The organism is Amycolatopsis tolypomycina (genome assembly GCF_900105945.1).
GTDB classification, from domain to species: domain Bacteria; phylum Actinomycetota; class Actinomycetes; order Mycobacteriales; family Pseudonocardiaceae; genus Amycolatopsis; species Amycolatopsis tolypomycina.
Genome location: NZ_FNSO01000004.1, coordinates 6,751,315 through 6,767,347, shown reverse-complemented (window position 1 = coordinate 6,767,347; position 16,033 = coordinate 6,751,315). Strand labels below are relative to the sequence as shown.

General features: G+C 71.0%; 18 protein-coding genes. 15 read left to right on the top strand and 3 right to left on the bottom strand.

Translation table 11 applies throughout. The features are described from left to right. Positions 1–24 precede the first annotated feature (24 nt). The 3 genes from BLW76_RS40645 (at position 25) to BLW76_RS40635 (ending at position 3,025) form a co-directional block, all read left to right on the top strand. Positions 25–555 (top strand): hypothetical protein, encoded by a 531-nt coding sequence (locus BLW76_RS40645; protein ID WP_091317389.1) that lies wholly within the window; start codon positions 25–27, stop codon positions 553–555. A 15-nt stretch (positions 556–570) separates the two neighbouring features. Beyond that, the gene (locus BLW76_RS40640; RefSeq protein WP_091317387.1) at positions 571–921 is read left to right on the top strand and encodes a hypothetical protein; all 351 of its coding nucleotides are present in this window, start codon (positions 571–573) and stop codon (positions 919–921) included. An 85-nt stretch (positions 922–1,006) separates the two neighbouring features. Further along, the gene (locus tag BLW76_RS40635; protein WP_091317385.1) at positions 1,007–3,025 is read left to right on the top strand and encodes a protein meaA; all 2,019 of its coding nucleotides are present in this window, start codon (positions 1,007–1,009) and stop codon (positions 3,023–3,025) included. Here the strand turns inward: BLW76_RS40635 and BLW76_RS40630 are convergent. After that, positions 2,991–3,560, bottom strand: coding sequence for a cysteine hydrolase family protein (locus tag BLW76_RS40630; RefSeq protein WP_091317384.1), 570 nt, complete (start codon positions 3,558–3,560; stop codon positions 2,991–2,993). The two genes, BLW76_RS40635 and BLW76_RS40630, sit on opposite strands and share 35 nt — an antisense overlap. A gap of 71 nt (positions 3,561–3,631) precedes the next feature. On the opposite strand from BLW76_RS40630, the gene BLW76_RS40625 reads away from it, so the two are divergent. Then, positions 3,632–4,612, top strand: a complete 981-nt coding sequence (locus tag BLW76_RS40625) for a GlxA family transcriptional regulator (protein ID WP_091317382.1) — start codon at positions 3,632–3,634, stop codon at positions 4,610–4,612. Next, positions 4,591–5,358, top strand: a complete 768-nt coding sequence (locus BLW76_RS40620; RefSeq protein ID WP_091317381.1) for an enoyl-CoA hydratase-related protein — start codon at positions 4,591–4,593, stop codon at positions 5,356–5,358. Before BLW76_RS40625 ends, BLW76_RS40620 begins: the two co-directional genes overlap by 22 nt. On the opposite strand, the gene BLW76_RS40615 is transcribed toward BLW76_RS40620, so the two are convergent. After that, complete coding sequence (locus tag BLW76_RS40615) at positions 5,359–5,904, bottom strand: NUDIX domain-containing protein (protein ID WP_091317379.1); 546 nt, start codon at positions 5,902–5,904, stop codon at positions 5,359–5,361. Between the two features lie 36 nt (positions 5,905–5,940). Between BLW76_RS40615 and nucS the strand changes: the two genes are divergently transcribed. The 10 genes from nucS (at position 5,941) to BLW76_RS40565 (ending at position 15,465) form a co-directional block, all read left to right on the top strand. Next, positions 5,941–6,600: an endonuclease NucS gene (gene nucS / locus BLW76_RS40610; protein WP_167384890.1), complete on the top strand. Its 660-nt coding sequence runs from the start codon at positions 5,941–5,943 to the stop codon at positions 6,598–6,600. A 1-nt stretch (position 6,601) separates the two neighbouring features. Beyond that, complete coding sequence (locus BLW76_RS40605) at positions 6,602–6,808, top strand: DUF1653 domain-containing protein (RefSeq protein WP_091317376.1); 207 nt, start codon at positions 6,602–6,604, stop codon at positions 6,806–6,808. Positions 6,809–7,207: 399 nt separating this feature from the next. After that, complete coding sequence (locus BLW76_RS40600; protein ID WP_091317374.1) at positions 7,208–7,984, top strand: hypothetical protein; 777 nt, start codon at positions 7,208–7,210, stop codon at positions 7,982–7,984. A 198-nt stretch (positions 7,985–8,182) separates the two neighbouring features. Then, positions 8,183–9,880, top strand: a complete 1,698-nt coding sequence (locus tag BLW76_RS40595; RefSeq protein WP_091320491.1) for a sodium:solute symporter family protein — start codon at positions 8,183–8,185, stop codon at positions 9,878–9,880. 9 nt (positions 9,881–9,889) lie between these two features. Continuing rightward, a complete protein-coding gene (locus BLW76_RS40590) occupies positions 9,890–10,174 on the top strand; it encodes a hypothetical protein (protein WP_091317373.1) in 285 nt (94 codons plus the stop codon). Positions 10,175–10,221: 47 nt separating this feature from the next. Further along, positions 10,222–11,214 (top strand): DUF3558 domain-containing protein, encoded by a 993-nt coding sequence (locus BLW76_RS40585; RefSeq protein WP_244170549.1) that lies wholly within the window; start codon positions 10,222–10,224, stop codon positions 11,212–11,214. 67 nt (positions 11,215–11,281) lie between these two features. Next, positions 11,282–12,283, top strand: a complete 1,002-nt coding sequence (gene dhaK, locus BLW76_RS40580; protein WP_091317370.1) for a dihydroxyacetone kinase subunit DhaK — start codon at positions 11,282–11,284, stop codon at positions 12,281–12,283. After that, the gene (gene dhaL / locus BLW76_RS40575; protein WP_091317368.1) at positions 12,283–12,912 is read left to right on the top strand and encodes a dihydroxyacetone kinase subunit DhaL; all 630 of its coding nucleotides are present in this window, start codon (positions 12,283–12,285) and stop codon (positions 12,910–12,912) included. Before dhaK ends, dhaL begins: the two co-directional genes overlap by 1 nt. After that, positions 12,909–13,580, top strand: a complete 672-nt coding sequence (gene dhaM, locus BLW76_RS40570; protein WP_091317367.1) for a dihydroxyacetone kinase phosphoryl donor subunit DhaM — start codon at positions 12,909–12,911, stop codon at positions 13,578–13,580. The genes dhaL and dhaM overlap by 4 nt, the downstream gene beginning before the upstream one ends. A 118-nt stretch (positions 13,581–13,698) precedes the next feature. Then, positions 13,699–15,465: a 3-hydroxyacyl-CoA dehydrogenase family protein gene (locus tag BLW76_RS40565; protein ID WP_091317365.1), complete on the top strand. Its 1,767-nt coding sequence runs from the start codon at positions 13,699–13,701 to the stop codon at positions 15,463–15,465. On the opposite strand, the gene BLW76_RS49350 is transcribed toward BLW76_RS40565, so the two are convergent. Continuing rightward, positions 15,466–15,981 carry a hypothetical protein gene (locus tag BLW76_RS49350; protein WP_208613484.1) on the bottom strand — a complete coding sequence of 172 codons (516 nt, stop codon included), beginning with the start codon at positions 15,979–15,981 and terminating at the stop codon, positions 15,466–15,468. Between the last annotated feature and the right edge of the window lie 52 nt (positions 15,982–16,033).

Sequence of the window (16,033 nt, the reverse complement as noted above, 5' to 3'; positions counted from 1 at the left end):
GCAAAGAGGACCGGGGAGGCTGCCGTGGATGTGCCGGGGAACGTGCTGCTGCCGGGGGAGCGGTTGCTGTGGTCGGGACGGCCGCGGCGGATCACCCTGCAGGGGCTCGACTGGTACCAGCTCGCCTCCGGTGTGGTCTGGGTGTCCGTGGTCGCCACCTCCGCGCTGGTGTTCGGGCGGTCGAGCCAGACCCACTACATCGGCGCGGTGTTCGCGTTCTGCGGGCTCGCGGCGGCCTGGGCGCCGGTGGCCGGGCGGCTGTGGGCGATGCGCCGTGCGGTGTACGCGGTGACCGACCGGCGGGTCGTCGTGGCCGACGGCGTCTCGGGCCGCACCCGCGTGTCGGCGTACCTGGGCGCGTTGCCGCCGCCGGTCGCCCGCCCGGGCCGGGACGGGGCCGGCACGGTGACCTTCGGGGGGCCGGCCGGGCTTCTCGGCGTTCTCGCCGGCGCGCAGACCAAGACGAGGTCGATGCCGGTCCCGATCGTGCTGGTGGCGGTGCCGGAGGCCGAGCGGGTCCGTGACCTGATCGCGCGGGCGCAGGCGAGCGGCTGAGCCCGGGAGGCCACTGTGTACGAACCGTTCATCGCTTTGCTGCCGGGGGAAAGGCAGCTGTGGTCGGGACGGCCGCAGCGGGTGGTGCCGACGGGGATCGAGTGGTTCCTCCCGGCCGCCGGCACGGTGGCGGTGGCTGCGGCCCGTTCCGGACCAGGGATTCCCGTTCGTCAACGTGATCGTGGCGGCCCTGACCTTCGCAGCCTCGGCACGCTCACCTTCACCGAACCCGACCTGGTCGTCGAGGTCCTCGGCTACTCCGTGCCCCTGCGGTTCGCCGGCAGCCGGAGCCCGATCAAGTTCGTCGCCGTGGCGGAGCCCGAACGGATCCGCGAGCTGGTCGAGGTGGCCCAGGCCGCGGACTGACGTCACCCGGACGTGGCCGATTCCACTGCCCACCTATGTTACCGGTCGGTACACTCGACGAAACGTCCACCGCCGGAGGTGTCCAGTGCCGTATCCAACGGACCGCGAGCGAGACCGACCGTGGGTGATGCGGACCTACGCGGGGCACTCCTCCGCGGCCGCGTCGAACGAGCTCTACCGGCGCAACCTGGCGAAGGGGCAAACCGGCCTCTCGGTGGCGTTCGACCTGCCCACCCAGACCGGCTACGACCCGGACCACCAGCTCTCCCGCGGCGAGGTCGGCAAGGTCGGCGTGCCGGTGTCGCACATCGGCGACATGCGGCAGCTCTTCGACGGCATCCCGCTCGCCGAGGCCAACACGTCGATGACCATCAACGCGCCGGCCATGTGGCTGCTCGCGCTGTACGTCTCCGTGGCGCGCGAGCAGGCCGAGGCCGAGGGGCGCGACGTCGACGAGGTCCTCGCGAAGCTCGCCGGCACCACGCAGAACGACATCATCAAGGAGTACCTGTCCCGCGGGACCTACATCTTCCCGCCGGGGCCGAGCCTGCGGCTGATCACCGACGTGATCGCCTGGACCGTGCACCACGTGCCGAAGTGGAACCCGATCAACATCTGCAGCTACCACCTGCAGGAAGCCGGGGTGACGCCGACGCAGGAGGTCGCCTACGCGCTGTGCACCGCGATCGCCGTGCTCGACGCCGTCCGCGACTCGGGGCAGGTCGACGCGGCCGACATGGCGAAGGTCGTCGCGCGGATCTCCTTCTTCGTCAACGCCGGCGTCCGGTTCGTCGAGGAGATGTCCAAGATGCGCGCGTTCACCGCGCTCTGGGACGAGCTCACGCGCGACCGGTACGGCGTCACGGATCCGAAGGCCCGCCGGCTGCGCTACGGCGTCCAGGTCAACTCGCTCGGGCTGACGGAGGCCCAGCCGGAGAACAACGTCCAGCGGATCGTGCTGGAGATGCTCGCGGTGTCGCTCTCGCGCGGCGCCCGCGCCCGCGCGATCCAGCTGCCGGCGTGGAACGAGGCCCTCGGCCTGCCGCGGCCGTGGGACCAGCAGTGGGCGCTGCGGATGCAGCAGGTGCTCGCCTTCGAGACGGACCTGCTGGAGTACGAGGACATCTTCGACGGCTCGCACGTCATCCAGGCCAAGGTCGACGAGATCATGGCCGGTGCCCGCGAGGAGATCGCCCGCGTGCAGGACCTCGGCGGCGCGGTCGCCGCGGTCGAGAGCGGCTACATGAAGTCGCAGCTGGTGGCGTCGCTGGCCGAGTACCGCCGGGAGATGGAGAACGGCGAACGGATCCTGGTCGGGGTCAACAAGTTCGCGACGACCGAGCCGTCTCCGCTGCAGGCCGAAGGCGCGAAGGCGATCGAGACGATCGACCCCGCCGTCGAGAAGGACGCCGTCAGTGCCATCGAGGAGTGGCGTTCCCAGCGTGACCACGAGGCCGTCGAGCGGTCGCTGGCCGCGCTGAAGGAGCGGGCGCGGACCACGGAGAACCTCTTCGAGGCCACTGTGGACTGTGCACGGGCCGGCGTGACCACCGGCGAGTGGGCCGGCGCGCTGCGCGAGGTGTTCGGCGAATACCGGGCCCCCACCGGCGTTTCCGCCTCCGCCGTCGCCGGCGCGGGCGACCCCGAGCTGGAGCGGGTCCGCGCGCGCGTCCGGGAAACGGAAGCGGAGCTGGGCGAACGGCTGCGGATCCTGGTCGGCAAGCCGGGCCTGGACGGGCACTCCAACGGCGCCGAGCAGGTCGCCGTCCGGGCGCGCGACGTCGGCTTCGAGGTCGTCTACCAGGGCATCCGGCTGACGCCCGAGCAGATCGTCGCGGCGGCGGTGCAGGAAGGCGTGCACGTCGTCGGGCTGTCGGTGCTGTCCGGCTCGCACCTCGAGGTCGTCCCGCACGTCGTCGACGGCCTGCGCGCCGCAGGCGCGGGCGACGTGCCGGTGATCGTCGGCGGCATCATCCCGCCGGACGACGCCGCGCTGCTCACCGAACGCGGCATCGCCCGGGTGTTCACGCCCAAGGACTACGAGCTGACCGGGATCATGGACGGCATCGTCAGCCTGATCCGGGAGCGGAACGGTCTCGGCTGAGCTCCGCCAGGACGTCCTTTGTGGACTTCACGGTGGCGAACTGGTTCGCCAGGTTCGCCGCCGTGACCCGGTAGAGCTCGTCGGCGGTCACGCCCGGGAGGTCGAAGGTGAACGTGGCGTCGAGGGCGAAAGTGACGTCGTAGCCGAGGTTCCCGCCCATCCGCGCGGTGGTTTCGCAACAGAAGTTGGTCTGGATGCCGGCCACGACGATGCTCGTGATGCCGCGCCTGCGCAGCCACGCGTCGAGGTCGACGTCGCCGAGGAACGCCGAGTTGACCTGCTTGCCGAACACCAGGTCCGGGCGCGCGCCGTCGAGTTCGGGCTTGAAGTCGTTGCCGGGCTGCCCCGGCCGCAGCGGCGAGCCCGGTTTCGGCGAGTCGTGGTGCACGAGCACGACGGGCAGCCGCCGCTCCTGCCAGGCGTCGAGCAGGGCCTTCATGTTCGCCTCGGCGCCCGGGTTGTTGCGCGGGCCCCAGAACTCCGGGTCGTCGAACCCGCGCTGGACGTCGATGAGGATGAGTGCCGGTTCGGTCATACCGCCGAGTTTCGCCGCGTGACCGGCGCGTGGGGAGTGGCAGAAGACGCGCGATGCGATACTTTTCTGCCATGCGCACCGTCGGCGTTCTGCTGCTGCCCGGCACCCGGATGTTCGACCTCGCGGTGATCGGCGAGGTCTGGGCCCAGGACCGGACCGACAGCGGGATCGGCCCGTTCACGGTCCGGCTGTGCAGCTCCGGCCGGGCGCGAACGCCCGTGTCACCCTTCGGCGACGTCGCGGCCACGCACGGGCTCGCCGGGCTCGACGGCTGCGACCTCGTGCTGGCGCCGGGCCGCGACGACCCCCGCGCGCCCGTGCCCCCGGCGGCCGTCGCGGCGCTGCGCCGGGCGCACCGGGCCGGGGCGACCGTCGCCGGGCTGTGCTCCGGCGCGTTCACCCTCGCCGCCGCCGGCCTGCTCGACGGCCGGCCGGCGACCACGCACTGGCGTGACCTCGACGCGCTCGCCGTCGTCGCGCCGCGCGCGGACCTGCAGCGCGACGTGCTCTACACCGACGACGGCGGCGTCCTGACGTCGGCGGGCGTCGTCGGCGGCCTCGACCTCTGCCTGTACCTGGTCCGGCGCGACCACGGCGCCGACGTCGCCGCCACGCTGGCACGCCGGCTGGTGATGCCGCCGGCGCGCGAGGGCGGGCAGCGCCAGTACGTCGACACCCCGCTGCCGCCGTCGGCAGGCCGGCCCGGTCTGGCGTCCACAATGGACTGGGCGCTCGCCCGCCTCGGGGACGGCATCGGCGTCGAGGACCTCGTCGGGCACGCGCGGATGAGCGAACGGACGTTCCACCGCGAGTTCGCCGCGGCCACCGGCGTGACGCCGGGCCGCTGGCTGCGCGTCCAGCGCGTCCGGTACGCGCAGCGGCTGCTGGAGACGACGTCGCTGCCGGTCGAGCGGGTCGCCGAGCGCTCCGGGCTGGGCACGGCGGCGAACCTCCGGCGGCGGATGCGCGCCGAAGCCGGTGTCGGCCCGGACAGCTACCGGCGCACATTCCGAAGGTCTACCGTCGAAGCATGTACCAGCATCTCCTCGTGAAGCGGGACGGCGACACCGTCACGATCACCATGAACCGGGCGGCGCGGCGCAATTCGCTGTCCGCGGACCACCTCGCCGAGCTGCTCGCCGCGTTCCGCGAGGCGGGGACGTCCGACGCGACCGGCGTCGTGCTGGCCGGGGCCGGCCCGGTGTTCTCCGCCGGGCACGACTTCGCCGACGTCGCCGCGCGGGACCTGACGGGCGTGCGCGAGCTGCTGACGCTGTGCACCGACGTCATGAAGACGATGGAGTCGATCCCGCAGGTCGTCGTCGCGCGGGTGCACGGCCTGGCCACCGCGGCGGGCTGCCAGCTGGTGGCGTCGTGCGACCTGGCCGTGGCCGCCGAGTCGGCGGGCTTCGCGCTGCCGGGCGGCAAGGGGGGCTGGTTCTGCCACACGCCGGCGGTGCCGGTGGCCCGGTCGATCGGCCGCAAGCGGCTGATGGAGCTGGCGCTGACCGGCGACGTCATCGACGCGGCGACGGCGCTCGACTGGGGCCTGGTCAACCGGGTCGTGCCCGACGAGCAGCTCGACGACGCCGTCGCCGAACTGCTGGCCCGGGCGACGCGCGGCAGCCGCGCCAGCAAGTCGATGGGCAAGGTGACGCTCTACGCCCAGCTCGACCGGCCCGAGGCCGACGCCTACGCGATCGCGCTGGAGGTCATGGCCGCGGCGTCCCAGCTGCCCGGCGCCCGCGAAGGCATGGCGGCGTTTCTGGAGAAGCGCAAGCCCGCCTGGCCCGACTGATCACCCCCGGGTGCGCTCGAACAGCATGAGCCGGGCCCACGCGGCGATGGACTGCGCGTCGGTGATCTCGCCGGTGAGGATCATCTTCTCGACGTCCGCGCGCGCGAACCACGCGCTGCGCATGTCCTGCTCTTCGTGCTCGCGCTGCGGCTCGCCCTCGGTGATGTCCGTGGCGAGGAACACCCAGCCGCGCTGGCTGCTCATGCCGGCGGCGACGTCGAGCTTGCCGAGCGTGACCATCGAACCGGCCCGCAACCCGGTCTCCTCGCGCAGTTCGCGCACGGCGAGCTCGTGCGGCGGCACGTCGGCCAGGTCCGGCGCGGTGCCCTGCGGGAACTCCCAGCGCCGTTCGCCCAGCGGGTAGCGGAACTGCTCGACCAGCCGGAACCGGTCGCCGTCCTGGGCGATGACCAGCGCGTACGCCGGCTTGTCGATCACGCCGTAGATGCCCGGCGAGCCGTCGGAGCGGCGGATTTCGTCCTCCCGCACGGTCATCCAGTTGTTCCGGTACACCTCGCGGGACGCGACACGCTGAATGGGGTCCACCCGCCCAGTATCCCGGACCTGTCCTACCCTCCTCGGGTGCGTCTCGTGATCGCGCGGTGCCAGGTCGACTACGCCGGCCGGCTGACCGCCCACCTGCCGATGGCCACCCGCCTGCTGCTCGTCAAGTCCGACGGCTCGGTGTCGGTGCACTCCGACGACCGTGCGTACAAGCCGTTGAACTGGATGAGCCCGCCCTGCTGGCTGATCGAGGACGGCAAGCTCTGGATCGTCGAGAACAAGCAGGGCGAGAAGCTGGTGATCTCGATCGAAGAGGTCTTCCACGACTACTCCCAGGCCCTCGGCGCGGAACCGGGCCTGCAGAAGGACGGCGTCGAGGCGCACCTGCAGGAACTGCTGGCCGAGCACATCAAGACCCTCGGCGACGGCTACACGCTGGTCCGCCGCGAATTCCCGACGGCGATCGGCCCGGTCGACATCATGGCCCGCGACGCCGAAGGCCGTTCGGTGGCGGTCGAGATCAAGCGCCGCGGCGAAATCGACGGCGTCGAGCAGCTGACGCGCTACCTGGAGCTGCTCAACCGCGACCCGCTCCTGGCGCCGGTGCAGGGCGTGTTCGCGGCCCAGATCATCAAGCCGCAGGCCCGCACCCTGGCCGAGGACCGCGGGATCCGCTGCCTGACGCTGGACTACGACGAGCTGCGCGGCATCGAGTCCGACGAGTTCCGGCTCTTCTGACGTGCAGCCGGGTCGTTACGTCCACTACAAGGGCGCCGAGTACGAGGTGGTGGGCGTCGCCCGGCACAGCGAGACCGAAGAGGAACTCGTGGTGTACCGGGCGCTCTACGGCGAGCACGGGCTGTGGGTGCGGCCGAAGGCGATGTTCACCGAGACGGTCGAGACGCCCGCGGGCCGCGTGCCACGCTTCCGGCGGCTGGCGGAGTGACCCCGGGTCGTTGAACTCGCCCGTTGAAAAACTGACCCCCCGGCTGCCCGAACGGGCCGATCTTCCGGCCGATACCGAATCGATGCCGAAATCAATGTATCTGATTCGCTGATTGTCGCTCCACCAGGAAATCGTTAACCCGATAGGCCTGTGCGCAGTGGGCAGCTACTTTTTCACCGCGATTTGTGCGCTGTTCGGGTGAGTTCGGGTTCTTATTCCCCCGTGCCGTGCGACACTCGATTCGAGGGGTTCCGCCGGTGCGTCCGGCGTGGCCGGAGGGTGGTGCGCTCGGCCGTCACTTTTTCGTGCTGCCAACGTTTCAGTCCGCCTTCGAGCTCGGGGTGTGCATGCCATCCGGCCGGTGTGCGCGCATTTTGGCCTGCACGCAAGGAGGAAGACATGCGTTATCGCCCACTCGGTTCCGATCCGGCCGACCCGCGTCTGGGCCGGTTCATTCCGGACGACTGGCGCCACGTGGAAAGGTATCCGCTCGGCGCGCTGGCCGACGAAGACAAGCCCACCAGGGCGCCGGTCGTGATCGGGGTCAACTGGTACTCGGCGTTCGACGCGCCGGAACAGGATGAGACGTCCGGCGAGTTCTTCATCGCCAAGGCCGGCGTCAAGAAGCTCGGCCGGATCCGCGGCGGCCACTGCGTCTGCCTCGAGCCGGGCGGCACTCCGGACACCGATGCCTGGTACGCGTTCTACGACCAGGGCCACGAAGGCGCGTGCGTCGGCTTCGGCTGGTCGCGCTGCATGTCGATCTTCAACGGCAGCGAGTACGCGGCCCGCTGGCTCTGGGACCAGGCCAAGAAGCGCGACGAGTGGCCCGAGACCAACCCCGGCGACGAGAACGGCACGTCGGTCCGGGCCGCGGCCGAAGTGCTCAAGGACACCGGGCACGTCCTGTGGGACGAGTCCTACGCCGACGACGACTGGCGCACCCGCGACAAGTACACCGCCGAGGGCAAGCAGGGCATCAAGGCGTTCCGCTGGGCCAAGTCGGTCGACGACGTGCACGCCGTGCTCGCCAACCCGCGTGCCGACGAGCTCGGCGCCGTGCCGATCCTCAACTCGTGGGGCCCGGGCTACCCGCACCGGACCTACCTGCCCGACGAGGTGCTGGCCCACCTGATCGCCGAGGACGGCGAGATCGCCGTGCCGACCGACCGCTGATCCACAGCCGCTCCCGCGGCGCGTGAACGAGGGCGCGTCTCCCCTGGTCAAGGCCGGGGGAGCGCGCCCTTCGGCCATTGTGGACACGTCGGCGTGCCGACCCTGAATCCATGCAGTACTGTCCGGATCTGACGGGATGCTGGTGATTCCTGTCGGTTGTTGTCCTGTTTGAAGAAGGAACTGCCGGAGGTGGGTCGGGTGCTCGTACTGGCCGATGCGAACCTGCGACTCGACGCGAGCGCGATCGACTACATCGAGCTGGCGTTCTACTTCGCGCTCGTGCTCGGCATCGGGTACCTGGCGCGGCGGCAGGTGTCGAGCAGCCTCGACTTCTTCCTGTCCGGCCGGTCGCTGCCCGCCTGGGTCACCGGTCTCGCCTTCATCTCGGCGAACCTCGGCGCGGTCGAGGTCATGGGCATGTCCGCCAACGGCGCCCAGTACGGCCTGCCGACCGTGCACTACTTCTGGATCGGCGCCATCCCGGCGATGCTGTTCCTCGGCATCGTGATGATGCCGTTCTACTACGGCTCGAAGGTCCGCAGCGTCCCCGAATTCATGCGGCGGCGCTTCGGCAAGCCGGCCCACCTGGTCAACGGCGTCAGCTTCGCCGCGGCCCAGATCCTCATCGCGGGCGCGAACCTCTTCCTGCTGGCCAGCGTGGTGAACCTGCTGCTGGGCTGGCCGCTGTGGGTGTCGATCATCGTCGCCGCCGCGATCGTGCTCTCCTACACCGCGCTCGGCGGCCTGTCCGCCGCGATCTACAACGAGGTCCTGCAGTTCTTCGTCATCGTCATCGCGCTGGTGCCGCTGACGATCATCGGCCTGGTCAAGGTCGGCGGCTGGCAGGGCCTGGTCGACAAGGTGACCAACAGCCCGGGCGGCAGCGCGCAGTTGCACTCGTGGCCCGGCGACAACCTGACCGGCTTCGGCAACAGCCTGCTTTCGGTGCTGGGCATCGTCTTCGGCCTCGGCTTCGTGCTCTCCTTCGGGTACTGGACGACGAACTTCGTCGAGGTCCAGCGCGCGATGGCGTCGAAGAGCATGTCCGCCGCGCGGCGCACGCCGATCATCGGCGCGTTCCCGAAGATGCTGGTCCCGTTCATCGTGATCATCCCCGGCATGATCGCCGCGGTCACCGTGTCCGAGTACGTGAAGGACAAGCAGGTGCTGCTCGAGGGCGGCACGGCCGAAAGCGGCGTCACCTTCAACAACGCGCTCCTGCTGCTGATGCGCGACCTGCTCCCGAACGGCATGCTCGGCATCGCCATCGCCGGCCTGCTGGCGTCCTTCATGGCCGGCATGGCGGCGAACCTGAGCTCGTTCAACACGGTCTTCACGTACGACATCTGGCAGACGTACGTGAAGAAGGACAAGCCGGACCACTACTACCTGAACCTCGGCCGCGTGGTGACGTCGCTCGGCACGATCGCGGCGATCGGCACGGCGTTCATCGCGTCGAACTCCGGCAACATCCTGAACTACCTGCAGGACCTGTTCTCCTTCTTCAACGCGCCGCTGTTCGCGACGTTCATCCTGGGCATGTTCTGGAAGCGGATGACCCCGCACGCCGGCTGGAGCGGCCTGGTGCTGGGCACGGCGTCCGCGATCACCGTCTGGGGCCTCTCGCAGGCCGGAGTGCTGGGCCTCACCGGCCAGGGCATCAGCTTCGTCGCCGCGGGGACCGCGTTCGTCGTCGACATCGCGGTGAGCGTCGTCGTCTCGCTGGCCACCAAGCCGAAGCCGGACGAGGAGCTGGTGGGTCTCGTCTACTCGCTGACGCCGAAGGAGACGCGCCGGCACGACAACACCGGCGAGAACGCGGGCTGGTACCGCAAGCCGGGCCTGCTCGCGGGCATCGTGCTCGTCCTGACCATCGCGCTGAACATCATCTTCTAGGAGGTCGGAATGGCTACCGAGTCGCAGCCGCGCGCACACAAGGCAGGTGCCTTCGACATCCGGCTGATCATCGCCCTGCTGATCGGCGTCTACGGCGTGATCCTCACCGTCATGGGCATCGGCTTCACCACCGACGCGGAGATCGAGAAGGCCGCCGGCGTGAACATCAACCTGTGGGCCGGGATCGGCATGCTGGTGGTCGCCGCGCTGTTCGTCCTGTGGGCCGTGCTCCGCCCGCTCGTGGTGCCGGCCGAGCCCGAGACCGGCGACACACCGCCGGCAGCCGGCGAATAGCCGGGTTGTCCGGACAGCGGCGCGTGCGTGCCGCTACCGTGCATCGCGTGTTCCCAGACGTTCGGCACCGCCGTCTCCCGAAGCTGTTCCTGCTGGTCACCGCCCTCGCGCTGCCGCTGGCGGCCTGCGGGCAGGACCTCGGCAAGTCCAACTTCGCCCGGACGACGGTGCCCGCGGCGGCCGGCTCCGGCCAGGTCGCCGACGGCCCGATCACCGACGCCGCCGTGGCGGCGGACGTGCTCCGCACGATCCAGCCGTGCCAGTTCCTGACCAAGGCCGCCCTCGGCACGCTGGGCCTCGGCACGGTCGAGGACGACCCGTCGCCGTCGTCGATCGCCTTCGACACCTGCAGCAACAAGGTGAAGGACCCCGGCGGCAAGGAGATCCGGCTCGAGCTGGAGATCGGCAGCACGCTGCCGCCGCGGGCCGACAAGACGACCGGCGTGGCCGGCGGGCTGCCGCTGCGCGTGAACAAGACCGGCGACACCGACTGCACGGTCGCGGTGATGACGGCGCTGAAGCCGGACATGGCGCTCGAGGTGTCGGTCACCTACGCCGGTGACCCCTGCCGTCCCGGGCAGGCGCTGGCCGAGGCCGTCGTCCAGAAGCTGCACAGCTCGCCGGAGAAGTACTCGACGCCCGCGGGCACCGTGCTGACCGCCGATCCGTGCGCGATGGCCGATGCCGCGGTGGTGACCGGCGCCGTGCCCTCGGCGAAGCCCGCCGCCTCGGGCCTGCACTCGTGCGACTGGAAGGACCGGGGCCCGATGGTGACGGTCGCGTTCCGGCCCGGCCTGCCCCCGCTCGTCGGCGACGGCAACTCCAAGGTGGACCTCGGCAACGGCGTGACCGGCTTCCAGAAGCAGCAGACCGGGGGTTCGGCCCGGTGCAAGGTCGAGTGGCAGCACCGGCCCTGGCAGGGCGACGACGTCGAACTGGCCCAGGTGGACTACCAGGGCTATGCCGACAACGACGCCGATCCGTGCGGCAAGGCGGTGGCCGTCGCGAAGAACGTGGTCACCAAGCTCCCCAAACCCTGATCTGGCGGTGCGCCGCGCGGAGAGGTAGGAAGGGGACACCCCACCCGCCGACGCGCCGGAGGCTGCCGTGAAGAAGATCATCAACGATCCGGCGAACGTGGTCGCCGAGTCGCTGCGGGGGCTCGCCGCCGCGCACGCCGACGTCCTCCGCGTCGAATACGACCCGGACGTCGTGATCAGAGCCGACGCGCCGGTCGCGGGCAAGGTCGCCGTCATCTCCGGCGGCGGCTCCGGGCACGAGCCGCTGCACGGCGGGTTCGTCGGCCACGGCATGCTCGCCGCCGCCGTGCCCGGCGCGGTGTTCACCTCGCCGACGCCGGACGCGGTGCAGGCCGCGGTCACCGCGACCACCGGCGAGGCGGGCGCGCTGCTCATCGTCAAGAACTACACCGGCGACGTGCTCAACTTCGAGACGGCCGCCGAGCTGGCCGCTGCCGAGGGCCTCGAGGTGCGCAGCGTCGTGATCGACGACGACGTGGCGGTCAAGGACTCGACGTACACCGCGGGCCGCCGCGGGGTCGGCGGCACGGTGCTGCTGGAGAAGATCACCGGCGCCGCCGCCGAGCGCGGCGACTCGCTCGACGCGGTGACCGCGCTGGCGCAGAAGGTGATCGGCCAGGTCCGGTCGATCGGCGTCGCGCTCACCGCGCCGACCGTGCCGCACGCCGGCACCCCGAGCTTCGACCTCGAGGAGAACGAGATCGAGTTCGGCATCGGCATCCACGGCGAGCCCGGCCGCGAGCGGCTCCCGGCCGAGCCGGCCGACGCGCTGGTGTCGCGGATGGTCGACGCGGTGGTCTCGGACCTGCCGTTCGCCGCGGGCGACCGCGTGCTGCTGTTCACCAACTCGATGGGCGGTACCCCGCTCGTGGAGCTCTACCTGGCCCACGGCATCGCCGAGCGGCTGCTGGCCGACCGTGGGATCGTGGTCGAGCGCCGGCTGGTCGGTCCGTACATCACCAGCCTCGAGATGCAGGGGATGAGCCTGACTTTGCTCAAACTGGACGACGAGCTGACCGAGCTGTGGGACGCCCCGGTCAACACCGCGGCGCTGCGGTGGGGGCTCTGATGGCCTGCACCGCCGAGGGGGTCGCGGCGGCCGTGCGCGCCGCCGCCGCGGTGATCGCTGAGCACCGCGCCGAACTGATCGAACTCGACCGCGCGATCGGCGACGGCGACCACGGCGAGAACATGAACCGCGGCTTCGCGGCCGTCGTGGCGGCGCTCGACGCGGCCCCGCCGGACACCCCCGGCGGAGTGCTGAAGCTCGTCGCGACGACGTTGATCTCCAAGGTCGGCGGCGCCGCGGGCCCGTTGTACGGCACGGCTTTCCTGCGTGCCTCGGCCAAGCTGGGCGCGGTGGACAGCCTCGACGTCCCGGCGCTGCTGGACGCCCTGCGCGCCGGCCTCGAAGGCGTCCAGGCCCGCGGCAAGGCCGTGGGCGGCGACGCGACCATGGTCGACGCCCTGATCCCCGCGGTGGCGGCAGCGGAGAAGGCGGCCGGCGACGGCGGCGACGTCGCCGCGGTGCTGACCGCGGCCGCCGACGCGGCCGACACCGGCGCCCAGTCCACTGTGGACCTGGTGCCGCGGAAGGGCCGGGCGTCCTACCTCGGCGAGCGCGCGGTCGGGCACCTGGACCCCGGCGCCCGCTCGTCGGCGCTGCTGCTGCGGGCGTTCGCGGAGGCCGCCCGGTGAGCGTGGGAATCGTGCTCGTGTCGCACAGTGCGAAGCTCGCCGAAGGCCTGGCCGAGCTGGCTGCCCAGATGGCGCCGGACGTCACCATCCTCCCGGCCGGCGGCCTCGCCGACGGCTCGATCGGCACGGACTACGACGAGGTTGTCGCCGCCACCCAGCGCGCCGACTCCGGTGACGGTGTCGTGCTGCTCTACGACCTCGGCAGTGCCCAGATGACGGCCGAGCTCGCCGTCGAATCGCTGGCCGACCCCTCGGCCGCGATCGTCGCGGACGGCCCGCTGGTCGAGGGGGCGATCGCGGCGGCGGTCGCCGCCCAGGCCGGCCGCGACCGCAAGGCGGTGGCCGAAGCCGCCGCGGCGGCCGGGGTCCCCGAGGACCTGGCCCTCGCCGAGAGCCAGGCCGACGCGGCCGAAATCGAACTGGAGCTGCGCAACGAGGTCGGGTTGCACGCCCGGCCCGCCGGGTTGCTGGTGCGCACGCTCAGCGGGATCGACGCCGAGGTCACCGTCCGGCTCGGCGACCAGGAGGCCGACGGCCACAGCGTCCTGGCCCTGATGTCGCTCGGCGCCCGCCAGGGCGACCGGCTCCGCGTGCGGGCGAGCGGACCGCAGGCGGAAACCGCGTTGGCCAAGGTCAGGGAGCTGGTGGACAGCGACTTCGGCGAGTGAAGCCGTCAGCTCGGCCGGGTGACTTGAGCGGTACTGACTCGATTCCGTCTGGGCTCCGGCGGTGCCGCGTGGCAGTATCGAGGCCAATTACCAGCGAGTAACATCTCTGGAGGCCTCGATGGCGCGGGACATTTCGACGGTCGGTGTGGTCGGTCTGGGCACCATGGGGGCCGGCATCGCCGAAGTGCTCGCGCGCAGCGGGCTCGACGTCGTCACGGTCGAGCTCGACGAAGCCGGCGTCGCCCGCGGCCGCGGGCACCTCGAGCACTCCACCGAACGGGCGCTGTCCGGCGGCAAGCTGGACGCGCCGGGACGTTCGGCGCTGCTCGACCGGATCCGGTACGGCACGTCACTGTCGGATCTGTCCGAAGTGGACTTCGTGATCGAGGCGATCCCGGAGAGCTTCGAGCTGAAGGCCGACGTCTTCGCCGAGCTGGACAAGATCACCCGGCCCGAGGTCGTGTTCGCGTCCAACACGTCGTCGCTGTCGATCACCGAGATCGGGGTGCACACCGCGCGCCCCGGCAAGGTCGTCGGCATGCACTTCTTCAACCCGGCGCCGGTGCTCAAGCTGGTCGAGATCGTCAAGACCGTGGTGACCGAGCCGGACGTGGTCGCCGAAGTCGTCGAGTTCGCCGAGCGGCTCGGCAAGGTGCCGGTGGTGATCGGCGACCGGGCCGGCTTCATCGCCAACGCCCTGCTGTTCGGCTACCTCAACCACGCGGTGCGGATGTACGAGCAGCGCTACGCCACGCGCGAGGACCTCGACGCCGCCATGCGCTTCGGCTGCGGCTACCCGATGGGCCCGCTCGCGCTGCTCGACCTGATCGGGCTGGACACCGCGAACGAGATCCTCGAATCGATGTACCACCAGTCCCGCAACCGGCTGCACGCGCCCGCGCCGCTGCTCAAGCAGATGATCACGGCGGGCCTGCTCGGCCGCAAGACCGGCCGCGGCTTCTACACCTACGACGCCCCGGACTCGCCGAACGTGGTCCCGGCCGACGCGGTGTCCACAGTGGATAGTGTGCCGCCGCGGCCGGTGGCGCGGGTCGGCGTGGTCGGGACGGGCACGATGGCCACCGGTATCGCGGAGGTGTTCGCCAAGCGCGGCCTCGACGTCGTGCTGCGCGCCCGCAGCCTGGAGAAGGCGCAGGCGTCCGTGGCCCGCGTCAAGAAGTCGCTCGACAAGGCGGTGGTCAAGGGCAAACTGTCCGAAGAGGACGCCGCGCTGGCCTTGGCCCGCATCACCCCGGTGACCGACTTCGAGGCACTGGCCGACGTCGACCTGGTCATCGAGGCGGTGGCCGAGGAGCTGTCGGTCAAGCAGGCGGTGTTCGCCGCGCTGGACGAGGTGGTCCGCCCCGGCGCGGTCCTGGCCACGACGACGTCTTCGCTGCCGGTGATCGAGTGCGCGGCCTCGACGTCCCGCCCGGCCGACGTGGTCGGTCTCCACTTCTTCAACCCGGCCCCGGTGATGAAGCTCGTCGAGGTGGTGTCGACGATCGCGACGGCGCCCGACGTGGTGGCGACGGCGAGCGCGGTCTGCCAGGAGGTGGGCAAGCACGCGGTGCACTGCGGCGACCGCGCGGGCTTCATCGTCAACGCGCTGCTGTTCCCGTACCTCAACGACGCGGTGAAGATGCTCGAAGCCCACTACGCGGGCGCGGACGACATCGACACGGCCATGAAGGTCGGTTGTGGCCTGCCGATGGGCCCGTTCGAGCTGCTGGACGTGGTCGGCCTGGACGTGTCGCTGGCCATCCAGCGCACGCTGTACAACGAGTTCCGCGAGGAGGGCTTCGCGCCGGCACCGCTGCTGGAGCACCTCGTGACGGCCGGCCGGCTGGGCCGGAAGACCGGGAAGGGCTTCAAGGACTACTGATCAGTTCCCCAAGGTCAGCGCGACCTTCCCGGCCCGGGCGTCTTCCGGCTGCACCATGATCCGGCCCCGGTGGGACACCTCGACGAGGTAGAACTTCTCACCCGACGGCACGTTCGGTGCGGCGAGGGAGAACACACAGGTGCCGGCACCGTCCGGCCGCCCGGTTCCGAGCGCACCCTGGGAGAGCACGGTTCCAGCCGCGTCGTAGACGGTAACCGCCGTCCCCGTGGTGATGTCCGAGTAGTCGCCGGAGCCGCCGCACGCGCTGTAGCCGTACCCGCTGCTGTTCAGCGTGAACGTGCCACGGAGGTCGAACGTCTCCCCGGAGCTGCCACCCGGTGCGCTCGGTGAGCCCGAGTGGGCCAGGTCCAGGCCGACCCACAGAGCGCCGACCAAAGCCGCGCCCGCCAGACCCGCGAAGAACAGATGCCAAAGGTTCGTCCTGGTGCGCACCGGTGGCAGAGGCTGTGGTGGCATCCACGGGTCGGGCTGGGTGGGTTCGAACGCACTGGTCATCGCGGCTCCTCCGTTCGGCGCCCGGTATTGCTCCGATCGCACGGAGAGGAGG

Excerpts from the sequence above, each read along its gene's own strand:
- dhaL (WP_091317368.1), top strand. The coding sequence starts at position 12,283 with ATGGCCTGCACCGCCGAGGGGGTCGCGGCGGCCGTGCGCGCCGCCGCC.
- BLW76_RS40590 (WP_091317373.1), top strand. The coding sequence starts at position 9,890 with ATGGCTACCGAGTCGCAGCCGCGCGCACACAAGGCAGGTGCCTTCGAC.
- BLW76_RS40620 (WP_091317381.1), top strand. The coding sequence starts at position 4,591 with ATGTACCAGCATCTCCTCGTGAAGCGGGACGGCGACACCGTCACGATC.
- BLW76_RS49350 (WP_208613484.1), bottom strand. The coding sequence starts at position 15,981 with ATGACCAGTGCGTTCGAACCCACCCAGCCCGACCCGTGGATGCCACCA.
- BLW76_RS40625 (WP_091317382.1), top strand. The coding sequence starts at position 3,632 with ATGCGCACCGTCGGCGTTCTGCTGCTGCCCGGCACCCGGATGTTCGAC.
- BLW76_RS40600 (WP_091317374.1), top strand. The coding sequence starts at position 7,208 with ATGCGTTATCGCCCACTCGGTTCCGATCCGGCCGACCCGCGTCTGGGC.
- BLW76_RS40565 (WP_091317365.1), top strand. The coding sequence starts at position 13,699 with ATGGCGCGGGACATTTCGACGGTCGGTGTGGTCGGTCTGGGCACCATG.
- BLW76_RS40630 (WP_091317384.1), bottom strand. The coding sequence starts at position 3,560 with ATGACCGAACCGGCACTCATCCTCATCGACGTCCAGCGCGGGTTCGAC.